This is a genomic window from Pseudomonas sp. GT1P32 (assembly GCF_054897805.1).
Window position 1 is genome coordinate 4,316,096 of the sequence record NZ_CM142704.1, and the last position, 14,016, is coordinate 4,330,111.

19 protein-coding genes are annotated in these 14,016 nt (G+C 58.7%); 8 read left to right on the forward strand and 11 right to left on the reverse strand.

Annotated elements, in window-relative coordinates; translation table 11 throughout:
- Window positions 1-31: 31 nt before the first annotated feature.
- Window positions 32-844, reverse strand: coding sequence for a tryptophan synthase subunit alpha (gene trpA, locus ACYZUC_RS19695; protein WP_461989800.1), 813 nt, complete (start codon window positions 842-844; stop codon window positions 32-34).
- Entirely contained in the window at window positions 844-2,079 is a 1,236-nt protein-coding gene (gene trpB / locus ACYZUC_RS19700; RefSeq protein WP_008027742.1) for a tryptophan synthase subunit beta, read from the reverse strand. The genes trpA and trpB overlap by 1 nt, the downstream gene beginning before the upstream one ends.
- Window positions 2,080-2,205: 126 nt before the next feature.
- Here trpB and ACYZUC_RS19705 point away from each other — a divergent pair, with 126 nt between their 5' ends.
- Window positions 2,206-3,099: a LysR family transcriptional regulator gene (locus ACYZUC_RS19705; protein ID WP_461989802.1), complete on the forward strand. Its 894-nt coding sequence runs from the start codon at window positions 2,206-2,208 to the stop codon at window positions 3,097-3,099.
- Here the strand turns inward: ACYZUC_RS19705 and ACYZUC_RS19710 are convergent.
- On the reverse strand, window positions 3,096-3,422 hold the full coding sequence (locus ACYZUC_RS19710; RefSeq protein WP_008027738.1) for an ElaB/YgaM/YqjD family protein: 327 nt from the start codon (window positions 3,420-3,422) through the stop codon (window positions 3,096-3,098). The genes ACYZUC_RS19705 and ACYZUC_RS19710 overlap by 4 nt on opposite strands.
- A gap of 158 nt (window positions 3,423-3,580) precedes the next feature.
- Between ACYZUC_RS19710 and ACYZUC_RS19715 the strand changes: the two genes are divergently transcribed.
- Together ACYZUC_RS19715 and ACYZUC_RS19720 are read left to right on the forward strand one after the other, a co-directional pair.
- A complete protein-coding gene (locus ACYZUC_RS19715) occupies window positions 3,581-3,796 on the forward strand; it encodes a dodecin (RefSeq protein WP_008027736.1) in 216 nt (71 codons plus the stop codon).
- Window positions 3,797-3,918: 122 nt separating this feature from the next.
- Complete coding sequence (locus ACYZUC_RS19720; RefSeq protein WP_461989804.1) at window positions 3,919-4,140, forward strand: DUF1161 domain-containing protein; 222 nt, start codon at window positions 3,919-3,921, stop codon at window positions 4,138-4,140.
- A gap of 69 nt (window positions 4,141-4,209) precedes the next feature.
- Here ACYZUC_RS19720 and ACYZUC_RS19725 read toward each other — a convergent pair whose 3' ends face one another.
- Window positions 4,210-5,211: an LLM class flavin-dependent oxidoreductase gene (locus ACYZUC_RS19725; RefSeq protein WP_223553920.1), complete on the reverse strand. Its 1,002-nt coding sequence runs from the start codon at window positions 5,209-5,211 to the stop codon at window positions 4,210-4,212.
- Between the two features lie 243 nt (window positions 5,212-5,454).
- Between ACYZUC_RS19725 and ACYZUC_RS19730 the strand changes: the two genes are divergently transcribed.
- Entirely contained in the window at window positions 5,455-5,883 is a 429-nt protein-coding gene (locus ACYZUC_RS19730; RefSeq protein WP_008027730.1) for an OsmC family protein, read from the forward strand.
- A 150-nt stretch (window positions 5,884-6,033) separates the two neighbouring features.
- Window positions 6,034-6,273 carry a DUF1161 domain-containing protein gene (locus ACYZUC_RS19735; protein ID WP_461989807.1) on the forward strand — a complete coding sequence of 80 codons (240 nt, stop codon included), beginning with the start codon at window positions 6,034-6,036 and terminating at the stop codon, window positions 6,271-6,273.
- Window positions 6,274-6,279: 6 nt separating this feature from the next.
- On the opposite strand, the gene ACYZUC_RS19740 is transcribed toward ACYZUC_RS19735, so the two are convergent.
- Together ACYZUC_RS19740 and ACYZUC_RS19745 are read right to left on the reverse strand one after the other, a co-directional pair.
- Window positions 6,280-6,702, reverse strand: a complete 423-nt coding sequence (locus tag ACYZUC_RS19740) for a PA0061/PA0062 family lipoprotein (protein ID WP_461989809.1) — start codon at window positions 6,700-6,702, stop codon at window positions 6,280-6,282.
- A gap of 40 nt (window positions 6,703-6,742) precedes the next feature.
- The gene (locus ACYZUC_RS19745) at window positions 6,743-7,165 is read right to left on the reverse strand and encodes a PA0061/PA0062 family lipoprotein (RefSeq protein ID WP_461989810.1); all 423 of its coding nucleotides are present in this window, start codon (window positions 7,163-7,165) and stop codon (window positions 6,743-6,745) included.
- A 60-nt stretch (window positions 7,166-7,225) separates the two neighbouring features.
- Here ACYZUC_RS19745 and ACYZUC_RS19750 point away from each other — a divergent pair, with 60 nt between their 5' ends.
- Window positions 7,226-8,317: an aminopeptidase gene (locus ACYZUC_RS19750; RefSeq protein WP_461989812.1), complete on the forward strand. Its 1,092-nt coding sequence runs from the start codon at window positions 7,226-7,228 to the stop codon at window positions 8,315-8,317.
- Window positions 8,318-8,446: 129 nt separating this feature from the next.
- On the opposite strand, the gene ACYZUC_RS19755 is transcribed toward ACYZUC_RS19750, so the two are convergent.
- The 3 genes from ACYZUC_RS19755 to ACYZUC_RS19765 all read right to left on the reverse strand — a co-directional run bounded on the left by ACYZUC_RS19755 (window position 8,447) and on the right by ACYZUC_RS19765 (window position 10,302).
- Window positions 8,447-8,905, reverse strand: a complete 459-nt coding sequence (locus tag ACYZUC_RS19755) for an REP-associated tyrosine transposase (RefSeq protein WP_192228107.1) — start codon at window positions 8,903-8,905, stop codon at window positions 8,447-8,449.
- 173 nt (window positions 8,906-9,078) lie between these two features.
- Complete coding sequence (locus ACYZUC_RS19760; RefSeq protein ID WP_461989814.1) at window positions 9,079-9,729, reverse strand: HAD family hydrolase; 651 nt, start codon at window positions 9,727-9,729, stop codon at window positions 9,079-9,081.
- Between the two features lie 27 nt (window positions 9,730-9,756).
- A complete protein-coding gene (locus ACYZUC_RS19765; RefSeq protein WP_008027715.1) occupies window positions 9,757-10,302 on the reverse strand; it encodes a gamma carbonic anhydrase family protein in 546 nt (181 codons plus the stop codon).
- A 62-nt stretch (window positions 10,303-10,364) separates the two neighbouring features.
- On the opposite strand from ACYZUC_RS19765, the gene prlC reads away from it, so the two are divergent.
- Both prlC and ACYZUC_RS19775 read left to right on the forward strand, forming a co-directional pair.
- Window positions 10,365-12,443 (forward strand): oligopeptidase A, encoded by a 2,079-nt coding sequence (gene prlC / locus ACYZUC_RS19770; protein ID WP_461989816.1) that lies wholly within the window; start codon window positions 10,365-10,367, stop codon window positions 12,441-12,443.
- Window positions 12,440-12,724: a YheV family putative zinc ribbon protein gene (locus ACYZUC_RS19775; protein ID WP_461989818.1), complete on the forward strand. Its 285-nt coding sequence runs from the start codon at window positions 12,440-12,442 to the stop codon at window positions 12,722-12,724. The genes prlC and ACYZUC_RS19775 overlap by 4 nt, the downstream gene beginning before the upstream one ends.
- Window positions 12,725-12,768: 44 nt before the next feature.
- Here ACYZUC_RS19775 and ACYZUC_RS19780 read toward each other — a convergent pair whose 3' ends face one another.
- Together ACYZUC_RS19780 and ACYZUC_RS19785 are read right to left on the reverse strand one after the other, a co-directional pair.
- Window positions 12,769-13,410 (reverse strand): dual specificity protein phosphatase family protein, encoded by a 642-nt coding sequence (locus ACYZUC_RS19780; protein ID WP_461989819.1) that lies wholly within the window; start codon window positions 13,408-13,410, stop codon window positions 12,769-12,771.
- A 200-nt stretch (window positions 13,411-13,610) separates the two neighbouring features.
- Complete coding sequence (locus ACYZUC_RS19785) at window positions 13,611-13,916, reverse strand: hypothetical protein (RefSeq protein ID WP_461989821.1); 306 nt, start codon at window positions 13,914-13,916, stop codon at window positions 13,611-13,613.
- Window positions 13,917-14,016: the final 100 nt, after the last annotated feature.

Genomic DNA, 14,016 nt, shown 5'->3' on the forward strand with positions numbered 1-14,016 from the left:
CTCTAATTCCTCTGTATCAGGAACTTTACCTTCAGCTGAAGCGGGCCTGACGCACGCCATCGGCCAGCGCCGCGCAAAGACTCAGTACACCATCGATCGCCTGATCCGGCGTCGAGGCGTTGGCGATGTGATCGATCAACGCCGAACCCACCACCACACCGTCGGCCAGACGCGCGATTGACGCCGCTTGCTCCGGTGTACGAATACCGAAACCGATGCTGATCGGCAGATCGGTGTGGCGGCGCAGACGGGCCACCGCTTCTTCAACGTGCTCCAGCGTCGCCGCGCCAGCACCGGTCACACCGGCCACAGACACGTAGTAAACGAAACCGGAGCTGCCGTTCAGAACCGTCGGCAGGCGCACATCATCGGTCGTCGGGGTAGTCAGACGGATGAAGTCCAGACCGGCAGCCTGGGCCGGGTCGCATAGTTCGCCGTTGTGCTCGGGCGGCAGGTCGACCACGATCAGGCCATCCACGCCGGCCTCTTTGGCGTCGGCGATGAAACGCGGTACGCCGTACATGTGGATCGGGTTGAAGTAACCCATCAGCACCAGCGGCGTATCGCTGTTGCCTTCACGGAACTCGCGAACCATTTGCAGGGTTTTCGCCAGGTTCTGTTTGGCACCCAAGGCGCGGATGTTGGCCAGCTGGATCGCCGGGCCGTCAGCCATTGGGTCGGTGAAAGGCATGCCCAACTCGATCACGTCGGCGCCAGCACCAGGCAAACCTTTGAGGATCGCCAGGGAAGTGTCATAGCTCGGGTCGCCGGCGGTGACGAAGGTCACCAGGGCGGCGCGGTTTTGTTCCTTGAGTTCGGCAAAACGCGTTTGCAGGCGGCTCATCAGTGTTTCTCCTGCTGGGACTGCACTTGTTGAGAGTTTTCCATGTGGTGCATCACGGTCTGCATGTCTTTGTCCCCGCGACCGGACAGGTTGACCACCATCAGGTGATCTTTCGGCAGGGTCGGTGCGCGTTTGAACACTTCGGCCAGGGCATGGGCGCTTTCCAGAGCAGGAATAATCCCTTCCAGACGGCAGCATTTATGGAACGCGTCGAGGGCTTCGTCGTCGGTCACCGAGGTGTATTGAACGCGACCGATGTCATGCAACCAGGCGTGTTCCGGGCCGATGCCTGGATAGTCGAGGCCGGCGGAGATCGAGTGGGCGTCGATGATCTGGCCGTCGTCATCCTGCAGCAGGAAGGTACGGTTGCCGTGCAACACGCCCGGTACGCCGCCATTCAGGCTGGCCGCGTGCTTGCCGGTCTCGATGCCGTAACCGGCCGCTTCGACACCAATGATTTCGACACTTTTGTCGTCGAGGAACGGGTGGAACAGGCCCATGGCGTTGGACCCACCACCGATGCACGCCACCAGGCTGTCTGGCAGACGGCCTTCCTGGGCTTGCAGTTGATCGCGGGTTTCCTTGCCGATAACGGCCTGGAAGTCGCGAACCATTGCAGGGTAAGGGTGCGGACCGGCCACGGTGCCGATCAGGTAGAAGGTGCTGTCGACGTTGGTCACCCAGTCACGCAGCGCTTCGTTCATCGCGTCTTTCAGGGTGCCGGTGCCGGCCACGACCGGGATCACTTCGGCGCCCAGCAGTTTCATGCGGAACACGTTGGCTTGCTGACGTTCGATGTCGGTGGTGCCCATGTAGATCACGCAGTCGAGGCCAAAACGCGCGGCCACGGTGGCGGTCGCCACGCCGTGCATGCCGGCGCCGGTCTCGGCGATGATGCGTTTCTTGCCCATGCGCCGCGCCAGCAGGATCTGGCCGATGCAGTTGTTGATCTTGTGCGCGCCGGTGTGGTTCAGCTCTTCACGCTTGAGATAAATCTTCGCGCCGCCGCAGAACTCGGTCAGGCGTTCAGCGAAATAGAGTGGGCTTGGACGTCCGACATAGTCGCGCTGGAAGTAGGCCAATTCTTCTTTGAATGCCGGATCTTCCTTGGCCGCTTCGTACTCGCGGGCCAGATCGAGGATCAACGGCATCAGGGTTTCGGCGACGTAGCGGCCGCCGAACGAGCCAAACAGGCCGTTGGCGTCGGGGCCGTTGCGCAGATTAGTCTGGGTCATGGGTCGCTCCGGTTGAATGGGTGAGATGAAGCTTTTGAAAAGAGAGTGGGCTTAACTCTACCCCTGACGCCTCAGGCTGAAAACCGATAAGATCGCCGCAACTTGTCAGGAAAACTCACAGATCCCATGAGCCACGACCTTCCCCCGCTGAACGCGCTTCGCGCCTTCGAAGCCACTGCCCGCCTGAACAGCGTCAGCCAGGCCGCCGAACAGCTGCACGTCACCCATGGTGCAGTCAGCCGGCAATTGAAAGTGCTCGAAGAGCATCTCGGGGTGAGTCTGTTCATCAAGGAGGGTCGCGGCCTTAAACTCACAGATGCCGGCGTGCGTTTACGCGATGCCAGCGCTGAAGCCTTTGAGCGCTTGCGCACGGTCTGCGCCGAGCTGACCCAAAGCACCGCCGACGCGCCGTTCGTGCTCGGCTGTTCGGGAAGTCTGCTGGCGCGCTGGTTTATTCCGCGACTGGGGCGGTTGAATGCTGATCTACCGGACCTGCGCCTGCACTTGTCCGCCGGAGAAGGCGATCTCGACCCCCGTCGTCCGGGGCTGGACGCTTTGCTGGTGTTCGCCGAGCCGCCATGGCCTGCGGACATGCAGGTTTACGAATTGGCCAGCGAACGCATCGGCCCGGTCATGAGCCCACGCTTCGCCGATTACGAACTGCTTCAACAGGCGCCAGCAAGCGCTCTGTTGAAGCAGCCGTTGCTGCACACCACTTCCCGTCCGCAGGCCTGGCCAAGCTGGGCGCAGCAAAGTGGCCTCGACACCAAAGCGTTGAAGTACGGGCAGGGCTTCGAGCATTTGTATTATTTGCTGGAGGCGGCAGTGGCCGGTCTGGGCGTCGCGATTGCCCCTGAACCTTTAGTGGCCGAGGACTTGAAGGCAGGTCGCCTCGTTGCGCCGTGGGGTTTCAGCGAAACCCCGGCGCAACTGGCGTTGTGGCTACCCAAGCGCGCCGCGGACGGGCGCGCTCGGCAACTGGCGCAGTGGCTGAAAAACGAGCTGCGCCAGACGGATTAATCGCCGCGTTTACACAGCAGATAGGCCGCGAGCAGACCCAGTGCACCCACCGCGACACCGGCTGTAGTCCAAGGGTGTTCCTGGGCGTAGTCCCGAGTGGCGATCCCGGTTTCACGGGTTTTGACTTTGACTTCTTCGTACGCATCGCTGAGCAAATGACGCGAATGCTTGAGGGCGCTCTCGGCGTTGGCTTTCAATGCCTTGAGTGTTTTACGCGACTCATCCGAGGCGTCGTCCTTCAGGTTTTCCAAAGACTTCAGCAGACTCTCGATCTCGGCTTCCATGCTTTGCAATGAGGCTTTACGTAAAGAGGTGTTGGCCATGGTGGCTCTCCTGCATTGATGATGAGTGGCGTGTGTTGGTTGGGACTTCAGGGGTTCGAGAAAGTGCAGTAAATCTGAACTTCTGCCTCTTGAAGGCCGACAGAAGTAATACGAAAAATCACTGCTAGGCTGTATTTCACACCCTGAGGAGAACGCTCATGACTGACCATCACACTTACAAAAAAGTCGAGCTTGTCGGCTCATCCACCAGCAGCATTGAAGACGCCATCAACAACGCGCTGGCTGAAGCCAGTAAAAGTCTCAAGTACATGGAATGGTTCGAAGTGACCGAAACCCGCGGGCACATCAAGGACGGCAAGGCAGCGCACTTCCAGGTGACGCTCAAAGTCGGGTTCCGGATTGCCAGCAGCTGAGTTTGAGCTAGTCTTCTGAACTTGCGCGCTGGCCGAGTGCCATAGGGAATGGCAAAGCGCTACATGAGTGCATCCGGCTGAGGGCTGGATGCTCCCTTTGATCCGACCAGGGAATGCGACCGATGAAGAAGTTTATGTTGGCGGTAGGTTTGTTGAGCCTTGCGGGCGCGGCGTTTGCTGACGGCAAGGCATGCGAAGAGCTGAAAGCCGAAATTGCAGCGAAGCTGGATGCCAAAGGCGTATCTGGCTACTCACTGGAAATCGTTGATAAGGGCAGCGCTGCTGGCGGAACAGTCGTCGGCAAATGTGAGAAAGGCACCAAGGAAATCGTCTACAAACGCTAGGCTGATTCCATCGTTAAACGAAAAAGCCGACGCAATGGCGTCGGCTTTTTTATGGGCGCTGTTTAAGCGTCAGCCCTTCATGACCTGCGCGAGCAGCTCATAGGAGTGCACGCGATCGGCATGTTCATACAGGTCGCAGGTAAAAATCAGCTCGTCTGCCTGGGTCTGCTCGATCAACACGTCCAGCTTGGCGCGGATTTTCTGCGGGCTGCCCACCATCGCCAGTCCCAGGAAATCATGCACCGCTTCTTTCTCATGGGGCAGCCACAGGCCATCCATGGTTTTCACCGGCGGTCGCTGGACCAGGCTTTGGCCACGCATCAACGCGAGGATGCGCTGGTAAACCGATGTCGCCAGATACTCGGCCTGCTCGTCGGTGTCTGCCGCTACCAACGGAACGCCAAGCATCACGTAAGGCTTGTCCAATACCGCTGAAGGCTTGAAGTGATTGCGATAGACGCGAATCGCCTCGTGCATGAAACGCGGTGCGAAATGGGAAGCGAACGCGTAGGGCAAACCGCGCTCACCTGCCAGTTGTGCACTGAACAGGCTCGACCCCAACAACCAGACCGGAACGTTGGTGCCGGTGCCTGGCATGGCGATGATTCGCTGGTCTGGCGTGCGTGGACCGAGGTAGCGCACCAGCTCCGCCACATCTTCGGGGAAATCATCGGCACTGCCGGAACGCTCACGGCGCAAGGCGCGCGCAGTCATCTGATCGGAACCGGGGGCGCGGCCCAAGCCCAGGTCGATCCGGCCCGGATACAGGCTTTCAAGGGTGCCGAACTGCTCAGCGATCACCAGCGGCGCGTGGTTGGGCAACATCACGCCACCCGAGCCGACCCGAATGGTCGACGTGCCTCCGGCCAGATAGCCCAGCAACACCGAGGTCGCAGAGCTGGCGATGCCGTCCATGTTGTGGTGCTCGGCCACCCAGAAGCGGTTGTAGCCAAATTTTTCGACATGCTGCGCCAGGTCCAGGGAGTTGCGCAGCGACTGGGCCGCGCTACCGTTCTCGCGCACGGGCACCAGATCAAGGGTCGAGAACTTGATATCGGACAGTCGTTTCATAAACCTGCTTCTCCAGTTGAGGTCGCAGGTTTTTTCTTGCAAACGAAAACCTGCCGAATCCATAAGCGTGCTTCATGCAATGAGGGCATATACCCGAGTTTCAATAGCCGAGGCAAAAAAACCTACGGAAACGGTAGGACTAATGAGATCAGGTGAACTTTTCACCACCGTCTATCCTCAGAACCCTGGCAACCGAAAACCACGAAGGCGCGAAGCTTCGCGCCGGATCTTGAGGAGGCAGACATGGCTATTACCAAGAAAGCATCGGCGCATTGGGAAGGTGACCTGAAAACCGGTATCGGCTCGATTTCCACCGAAACCGGTGTTCTCAGAGAGGCGCCCTACGGCTTCAAGGCACGTTTCGAAGGCGGTAAAGGCACCAATCCGGAAGAGCTGATCGGCGCGGCCCATGCAGGTTGTTTCTCCATGGCTTTCTCGATGATTCTCGGCGACGCCGGTCTCAAGGCTGACAGCATCGATACTAATGCCGAGGTCACGCTGGACCAGGTCGACGGAGGGTTTTCGATCACTGCGGTGAAGTTGATCCTGAAGGCGAAAATCCCCGGGGCGACCCAGGCGCAGTTCGAGGAACTGAGCAATAAAGCCAAAGAAGGCTGCCCGGTGTCCAAAGTGCTGAATGCGAAAATCAGCCTGGATGCGACGTTGCTCTAGTCCCGTCTTATCGGGCAAAAAAAATCGCAGCCTTCGACAGGCTGCGATTTTTTTGCGCTGAAACAAAACCCGGCTGGCGTCCCTGTGGTCGAATAAATGACAGCAGTGAAAACGCATCAACCTGCGTGCTGCCTCAAAGGAGCTTCAACCATGAAACGTTTTGCCCTGGCGATTATCTGCAGTGCACTGGCCACTTCGGCACTCGCTGCGCCCAAGGATTGCGAAGAACTCAAGAATGAGATCGAAGTGAAGATTCAGGCGAATGCCGTGCCCTCCTACACGCTGGAAATCGTGTCGAAGGAAGAGGCTGCCCAGCATGACGCCGCGATGGTCGTCGGCACTTGCGACAACGGCACCAAAGCCATCATTTACCAGAAGAACGACAGTTGATCCGCCTCACATGAGGCAATAGGACTCTCGGTCTTCAGCGACGATTTCCCGCTTGGCGTTGTACAAACGAGCGCCGGGAGTGAACGCTATCGAACGGCCTTCCAGCACATAACGCTGGCCTGCTTCGAAATGATCGTAGTTGATGGTCAGGTAGCACAACCGTTCCGTGGGACCGCTCATCACACCAAAGCCTCCGCCACCGGGCACTTCAAAGTCGAATCGAACGACCAGCTCATGGCTGCCGGGCGTCACCTGGAAAAAACGCCCATCGCGCATTCGCTGCTTGTCCAGTCGCTCCGCCATCAGCAACTTGTCGTTCGGGAATGGCGTAGAAAATTCGACCCACGCCATCTGAGGATCGACCGCCGGTAACGGGCTCTGGCAACCGGCAAAGGCGCTTGCCGCGAGCAATAGCAACAACCTGCGCATGATGAATGTCCCGAGGATTGGGCTTTCAGCATAACGCCGATCAGGTCCGTTGACAGCCTGCCGGTGTGCCTTGGCCTATCACTTTTCGCTGTTGGTCATAGAGCTTGGCCCACGGCCGAAAACCGATATTCCCTGCTTGCAGCTGATATTTCTCACCCGCATTGAAATTGTTGAATTTCACATTCAGTTGGCAATCGCGCCATAGCGGCTCGGCGTCCGGCCCGATATTGCTCGGATCGACCGGGAACAGATAACGCACCGTCAACTCATGACTGCCGGGCTGGACCTCGAAGTAGCGCTTATCGGTGGAGGCCTTGTTATCGACTTCCAGCGCTTGCAGTGCGGTGTCTTCCTGCTGTGTATCGAGATCGATCCACGCTTGAGACGGATCATGGTGGGGAAATCCGAATCCTGCACAGCCTGTCAGCAACAACAGGCCTCCCGTCAGCATCATCTTGCGCATAGCGGAGCTCCAGTCAGGCGGGATAGTCTTGCGGGAAGACTCTCCAGGGATGATTTTATTTTGATCAGGCCGCTTCCAAGCCTTGGGTTACTTGATCGCGTTTTGCGTGTTTTGTTTCCGGGTGTGTTGTTTTTGTTGCTCAACGGTTGCGCCAGCGTCAGCTACTACAGCCAATTGGCCAGTGGTCAGTTGCAATTGCTGCGTGCTCGGGAGCCGGTTACCGACGTGATTGCCGACCCCACCCGCGATCAAAAGCTGCGTGCGCATCTGGCCCAGTCGCAAAAGGCCCGGGCGTTTGCCAGCCAGCAGCTGCATCTGCCGGATAACCAGAGCTACCGTTTGTACGCCGACATTGGCCGACCGTTCGTAGTCTGGAACGTGTTCGCCACGCCGGAATTTTCCCTGACGCCGCAAAACCACTGCTTTCCCGTCGCCGGGTGCGTCGCCTACCGCGGCTATTACAACCAGAGCGCGGCCCGTGGTGAGGCTGCGCTGCTGCGATTGCAAGGTATGGACGTGTCGATCGGCGGCGTCGAGGCCTATTCGACGCTCGGCTGGTTCAACGATCCGATTATCAGTTCGATGATGGGTTGGGGCGATGAACGGTTGGCAACGTTGATCTTCCATGAACTGGCGCATCAGCGCTTTTATGTGAAGGACGACACGGAGTTCAACGAGTCTTTCGCCACGTTCGTTGAACAGGAAGGCACTCGGCAGTGGCGTGCCCATCGCGGGTTGGCGCCGGACAACGGCGCCCAGGCGCAACGACGGGATCAGTTCATTCAGCTGGTTCTGGATACGCGCTCGCGACTGGAAAAACTCTACGCCCTGCCGCTGCCAACCGAGCAGATGAGGCAACGTAAAGCAGTAGAATTCGAGAGATTACGAGCCGAATACCGGCAGATACGCGACAGCCAGTGGGCTGGAGATAAACGCTACGACGCGTGGATCAACGCGCCGATGAACAATGCGCGGTTGTTGCCGTTTGGTTTGTACGACCAGTGGGTGCCAGCGTTTGCGGCGTTGTTCCGGCAATCGGGTGGGGATTGGGTGAAGTTTTATGCGGCGGTGGAGAAGCTTGGCGCTTTGGAGGTTACTGAGCGCAAGGCGGCATTGAAGGCGTTGGCGGAATCGAAAATTTTCGGTGACTGAATGGGCCTCTTCGCGGGCAAGCCTCGCTCCTACAGGTTCCGCGTCGTTCACGTTATTGGCGAACGACGCTGATCCTGTAGGAGCGAGCGGTGCGGCGATCCGACTTGCCCGCGAAGGAGCCCTCAAAGGTCACAACCAGATTGCATCCCACAGCGGATAATTCCCTACCTTCTCAACCAAACCCGCACGCAACGGGTTAGCGACGATGTAGCGAGCAACAGCCTGCAAGTCCTCTTCCTTTCGAATGGCGCGATCATGATAGCCGTGTTGCCAAACCGGACCTTGACGGCCAACTGAACGATTAAGCGTCACTGCAATGCGTGATTTGGTCCGAGCCATCAACTTGGGTAGCTGAGTATTTTGTAGCTCGATCAACCAATGGAAATGATCGGGCATGACGACCCAGGCTAGCGACGTCGCAAACTCTTCTCGCTCTGCCGTTCGAAAAGCATCAACCACCAAACGCCCATTGTAGAAGTCGCGGAACAACGGTTCTCGATTCAAAAGTACTGCTGTGAGTAGGTAAATCTGCCCGGACTCCGAATATCGTCCTGTGCGCAATCGGTGAGCGTGTTTTAACTCCGGCAATGATGATCCTCCTTGATCGTGGCCCGCCTCTTCAGGCTAGAACGACAAGAAGGGTTTTGAGTGGGAACAGTTGATCAGGATGTGTATCGGAGGACGCCTTCGCGGGCAAGCCTCGCTCCTACAGGACTGATGAAGATCCGTAGGAGCGAGGCTTGCCCGCGAAGGTGTACTTGCTAGCGCTGCAAAAACGCCTGATGCATCTCATCCAGCGTTTCAAAATGATAGGTCGGCGCTTCAGCGTTCAACTCTTCACGGCTACCAAACCCGTAACCCACCGCTGCCGCATCCAGCCCATTGCTGCGTGCGCCGATCAGGTCGTGTTTGCGGTCGCCGATCATCAAGGTGTTGGCCGGGTCCAGGTTTTCTTCGGCCATCAGGTGGGCGATCAACTCGACTTTGTTGGTCCGCGTGCCATCCAGCTCGCTGCCGTAAATCACCTTGAAGTGTTTGGCGAAGTCGAAGTGCCGGGCGATTTCCCGGGCGAAGATCCACGGCTTGGAGGTCGCGATGTACAGCTGACGCCCTTGCCCGCCGAGGGTTTCGAGCAGCGGCGTGACGCCATCGAACACGCGGTTTTCGTACAGGCCGGTGACCTTGAAGCGCTCGCGATAGAAATTCACCGCCTCCCACGCCTTGGGCTCGTCGAAGTCGTAGAACTGCATGAACGCCTGCAACAACGGCGGGCCGATGAAGTGTTCAAGCTTGGTCAGGTCGGGTTCTTCGATGCCGAGTTTGCTCAGGGCGAACTGGATCGAACGGGTGATGCCCTCGCGCGGGTCGGTCAGGGTGCCATCGAGGTCGAACAAAACGGTTTGGTAATGCATGTTGAATCCTGAATAAGAGCGCCGGGGTCAGAGCTGGTCGTAGCCTTCGGCCAGATGCAGGTCCTTGAGCTTCACGTAATTCGCCGCGCTGTAGGTGAAAAAGGCTTTTTCCTTGTCCGTCAGCGGGCGGATCTGTTTCACCGGACTCCCCACATACAGAAAACCACTGTCCAGGCGCTTGCCCGGTGGCACCAGGCTGCCGGCGCCGATGATCACATCATCCGCGACCACCGCACCGTCCATGACGATGCTGCCCATGCCGATCAACACGCGGTTGCCCACGCTGCACCCATGAAGCATGACTTTGTGCGCGATGGTCACGTCATCGCCGATCAGCAACGGAAAGCCATCGGGGTTGAACGGCCCGGCGTGGGTGATGTGCAGCACACAGCCGTCCTGCACGCTGGTGCGCGCACCGATGCGGATACGGTGCATGTCGCCGCGGATCACCGTCAGGGGCCAAACGGAGCTGTCATCGCCGATTTCGACATCGCCGATCACCACCGCCGAACTGTCGACAAAAGCGCCTTTGCCCAGCAGCGGCGTGTGGTTCTGATACTTGCGAAGGGTCACGATAGGGTTTCTCTCTGTTGCCGATAGCTGCGGTGAGCGTCGATTGTAATTAAGATGGCCGCATGTTTCTTCCAGCCAAGGTGCCAAACGTGAGCGTGAACAACCCTCTTTTGCAGTCCTACGACCTGCCGCCGTTCTCGGCGATCCGGGCCGAACACGTGCAACCGGCCATTGAACAGATCCTGGCTGACAACCGCGCCGCGATTATCGAGATCCTCAAAACCCAGGGCAAACAACCGACCTGGGCCGGCCTGGTGCTGGCGATGGACGAACTCAATGATCGCCTCGGCGCTGCCTGGAGCCCGGTCAGTCACCTGAACGCCGTGTGCAACAGCGCCGAATTGCGCGAAGCCTACGAGTCCTGCCTGCCAGCACTCAGCGCCTACTCCACCGAGCTGGGCCAGAACCGCGAACTGTTCGAGGCCTTCGAAGCCTTGGCCAACAGCCCGGAAGCCGCCGGTTTCGACGTCGCGCAGAAAACTATCCTGGAACACTCCCTGCGTGACTTCCGCCTGTCGGGTATCGACCTGCCAGAAGCCGAGCAGAAGCGTTACGCCGAAGTACAAAGCAAGCTCTCCGAACTGGGCAGCCGCTTCTCCAACCAACTGCTCGACGCGACTCAAGCCTGGACCAAACACGTTACCGACGAAGCCGCCCTCGCCGGCCTGACCGATTCGGCCAAGGCACAAATGGCTGCGGCTGCGCAGGCCAAAGATCTGGAAGGCTTCCTGATCACCCTGGAATTCCCGAGCTACTACGCGGTGATGACCTACGCCCAGGACCGTGCCCTGCGCGAAGAAGTCTACGCCGCCTACTGCACCCGTGCGTCGGACCAAGGCCCGAATGCCGGCCAGAACGATAACGGGCCGGTGATGGAAGAAATCCTCGACCTGCGTCAGGAGCTGGCAAAACTGCTGGGTTTCGCCAGTTTCTCGGAGCTGAGCCTGGCCACCAAGATGGCCGAATCCAGCGATCAGGTGCTGAGCTTCCTGCGCGATCTGGCCAAGCGCAGCAAGCCGTTCGCTGCTCAGGATCTGGACCAGCTCAAGGCCTACGCCGCCGAACAAGGCTGCCCGGACCTGCAAAGCTGGGACAGCGGTTTCTACGGTGAAAAACTCCGCGAACAACGTTACAGCGTTGCCCAGGAAGCCCTGCGCGCTTACTTCCCGATCGATAAAGTGCTGGGCGGTCTGTTCGCCATCGTTCAACGTCTGTACGGCATCGAGATCGCCGAGCAGAAAGGCTTCGACACCTGGCACCCGGACGTTCGACTGTTCGAGATCAAGGAAAACGGCCAGCACGTCGGCCGCTTCTTCTTCGACCTCTACGCCCGCGCCAACAAGCGCGGCGGCGCGTGGATGGACGGCGCCCGCGACCGTCGTCGCACGGCTGAGGGCGTGTTGCAAAGCCCGGTGGCCAACCTGGTGTGCAACTTCACCCCGGCCGACAGCGGCAAACCGGCGCTGCTGACCCACGACGAAGTGACCACCCTGTTCCACGAATTCGGTCACGGCCTGCATCACCTGCTGACCCGCGTTGAACACGCCGGCGTATCCGGCATCAACGGCGTGGCGTGGGATGCGGTCGAGTTGCCAAGCCAGTTCATGGAAAACTGGTGCTGGGAGCCGGAAGGTCTGGCGCTGATTTCCGGTCACTACGAAACCGGTGAGCCGCTGCCGCAGGACCTGCTGGGCAAGATGCTCGCCGCGAAGAACTTCCAGTCCGGCCTGATGATGGTGCGTCAGCTCGAATTCTCGCTGTTCGACTTCGAACTGCACGCCACCCACGGCGATGGCCGCAGCGTGCTGCAAGTGCTCGAAGGCATACGCGACGAGGTCTCGGTCATGCGCCCGCCGGCTTACAATCGCTTCCCGAACAGCTTTGCGCACATCTTCGCCGGCGGCTATGCGGCGGGTTACTACAGCTACAAATGGGCGGAAGTGCTCTCGGCAGACGCCTTCTCGAAGTTCGAAGAGGACGGCGTGCTCAACGCCGAAACCGGTCGCGCCTTCCGCGAAGCGATCCTCGCTCGCGGTGGTTCGCAGGAGCCGATGGTGCTGTTCGTCGACTTCCGTGGCCGTGCCCCGTCGATTGACGCACTCTTGCGCCACAGCGGCCTGAGTGAGGACGCAGCAGCATGAGCGAGGGGCCTGTGAAGACGAAAAAACGCTTTATCGCCGGGGCGGTCTGCCCGGCGTGCAGCGAGCCGGACAAGTTGATGATGTGGAACGAAGACGAGGTCCCGCATCGCGAATGCGTGGCCTGCGGTTATTCCGACACGCTGAATGAACAAGGCCTGTCCGTGCCCAAGGAATTGGGCACACGGGTCAACACATCGGCGCTGAAGGTGCCGGACGCCAAGGTTCAGGCCGTGCAGTTTTTCCCGAACCCGAAGCTGAAGAAAAAGCCTGACGAACACTGAGTGCAGCAATGACCTCCCGCAGCGCAATGCTGTGGGAGGTGCTGTTACTCAACGTGGGCCGACTTGAACCAGCTCTTCATCGAGCAGGCCGCGAACGGGCTTGTACTGCACTCCCCATTGGCCAGGGCAGTGCGCAGCTTCTCGGCATCCGCCTGCATCATGTAACGAATACCGTCCTTGAAGTGGGTGCTGTCGCCAAAGCCACCTTGAGTCATCTCGTTCAGGGCGTCTTCCTTGCTCCAGCCTTGCACCACCACCCGGTACATGGCGGCCATCAGGCCGGTCCGGTCCGAACCATGCTTGCAGTGCATCAACACCGGGCCTTTGGCTTCGGCGGCCTGAATGGCGCGAAGGGCCTTGAGTACATCCGCGTCATCCACGTGGTTGGTGCGATAGGGCAACTGCACCTGGTTGATACCAGGCGTGGCCAGCCAACTTGAATCCGACTCGGGCAGGAAGTTGATCACGGTGGCGACCTTGAGTTTTTCCAGTAACGGGACAGCTCCGCGGTCAGGCAATGCACTGCGGTAAAGAGTTGGAGACATCTGGAAGAGGTTGTACTGCACCTCGACCGATTGAGCCCACTCCGCAGGACGGGGTGCGACCGCATCGTCAGCGTGAGCGAACGTCAGGTTGAGGAATGCGACCAGCGACAGGCACATCGCAGGGATAAGACGTAGGGACATGCTCGACGACCGTATGCAAAGAGGCGGGATGACGACGCCAGATTGGACCCTGACCAGTCAAAGACCTGTGAGCCGTCTGTCAAAGAATCGTGAATCAGTCCACTTACATACGATTTATCAACCATGGATGATGGTTGATTTATGCTCTCTTACAACTAGGCCTGCATGAACACTCACACAGGCTTAGTTAATAAACAGGTTTAAGGATTGACGATACTGGAATACGCTTTTGCCAAGGCCAACAGTTTCTCCTTGTCATCACTGTCGATATCGCCGTCACCGTCCACATCGCTATTGACTACTTTGATAGTGAAGGACCGACCACCATCACTGGAAACCGCCGTCACGTAGACGGAATCCACCAGGGCCTCGGTCGACAGCTCATTCACGGGGTCCCACCCCAGCTCCTTTCGAGCCAGTTGCATCGATACCTGGGCTTCCCGTGGATTAGTAATACTCGGTGCCAGTAATTGCAAAAAGATACCGCGCTGATTAAAAAACGACATTTATTAATTCCATTTAATGAGTGAGCACACGAAACTTCGTGCGAAGCGAATATTACTTATCAAGTTAGCATCGGGGCTATTCGACATATGTTTCCCGGCG

Coding starts and splice junctions, on each gene's coding strand:
- trpA (WP_461989800.1), bottom strand. CDS start 844: ATGAGCCGCCTGCAAACGCGTTTTGCCGAACTCAAGGAACAAAACCGC.
- trpB (WP_008027742.1), bottom strand. CDS start 2,079: ATGACCCAGACTAATCTGCGCAACGGCCCCGACGCCAACGGCCTGTTT.
- ACYZUC_RS19705 (WP_461989802.1), top strand. CDS start 2,206: ATGAGCCACGACCTTCCCCCGCTGAACGCGCTTCGCGCCTTCGAAGCC.
- ACYZUC_RS19710 (WP_008027738.1), bottom strand. CDS start 3,422: ATGGCCAACACCTCTTTACGTAAAGCCTCATTGCAAAGCATGGAAGCC.
- ACYZUC_RS19715 (WP_008027736.1), top strand. CDS start 3,581: ATGACTGACCATCACACTTACAAAAAAGTCGAGCTTGTCGGCTCATCC.
- ACYZUC_RS19720 (WP_461989804.1), top strand. CDS start 3,919: ATGAAGAAGTTTATGTTGGCGGTAGGTTTGTTGAGCCTTGCGGGCGCG.
- ACYZUC_RS19725 (WP_223553920.1), bottom strand. CDS start 5,211: ATGAAACGACTGTCCGATATCAAGTTCTCGACCCTTGATCTGGTGCCC.
- ACYZUC_RS19730 (WP_008027730.1), top strand. CDS start 5,455: ATGGCTATTACCAAGAAAGCATCGGCGCATTGGGAAGGTGACCTGAAA.
- ACYZUC_RS19735 (WP_461989807.1), top strand. CDS start 6,034: ATGAAACGTTTTGCCCTGGCGATTATCTGCAGTGCACTGGCCACTTCG.
- ACYZUC_RS19740 (WP_461989809.1), bottom strand. CDS start 6,702: ATGCGCAGGTTGTTGCTATTGCTCGCGGCAAGCGCCTTTGCCGGTTGC.
- ACYZUC_RS19745 (WP_461989810.1), bottom strand. CDS start 7,165: ATGCGCAAGATGATGCTGACGGGAGGCCTGTTGTTGCTGACAGGCTGT.
- ACYZUC_RS19760 (WP_461989814.1), bottom strand. CDS start 9,729: ATGCATTACCAAACCGTTTTGTTCGACCTCGATGGCACCCTGACCGAC.
- prlC (WP_461989816.1), top strand. CDS start 10,365: ATGTTTCTTCCAGCCAAGGTGCCAAACGTGAGCGTGAACAACCCTCTT.
- ACYZUC_RS19775 (WP_461989818.1), top strand. CDS start 12,440: ATGAGCGAGGGGCCTGTGAAGACGAAAAAACGCTTTATCGCCGGGGCG.
- ACYZUC_RS19780 (WP_461989819.1), bottom strand. CDS start 13,410: ATGTCCCTACGTCTTATCCCTGCGATGTGCCTGTCGCTGGTCGCATTC.
- ACYZUC_RS19785 (WP_461989821.1), bottom strand. CDS start 13,916: ATGTCGTTTTTTAATCAGCGCGGTATCTTTTTGCAATTACTGGCACCG.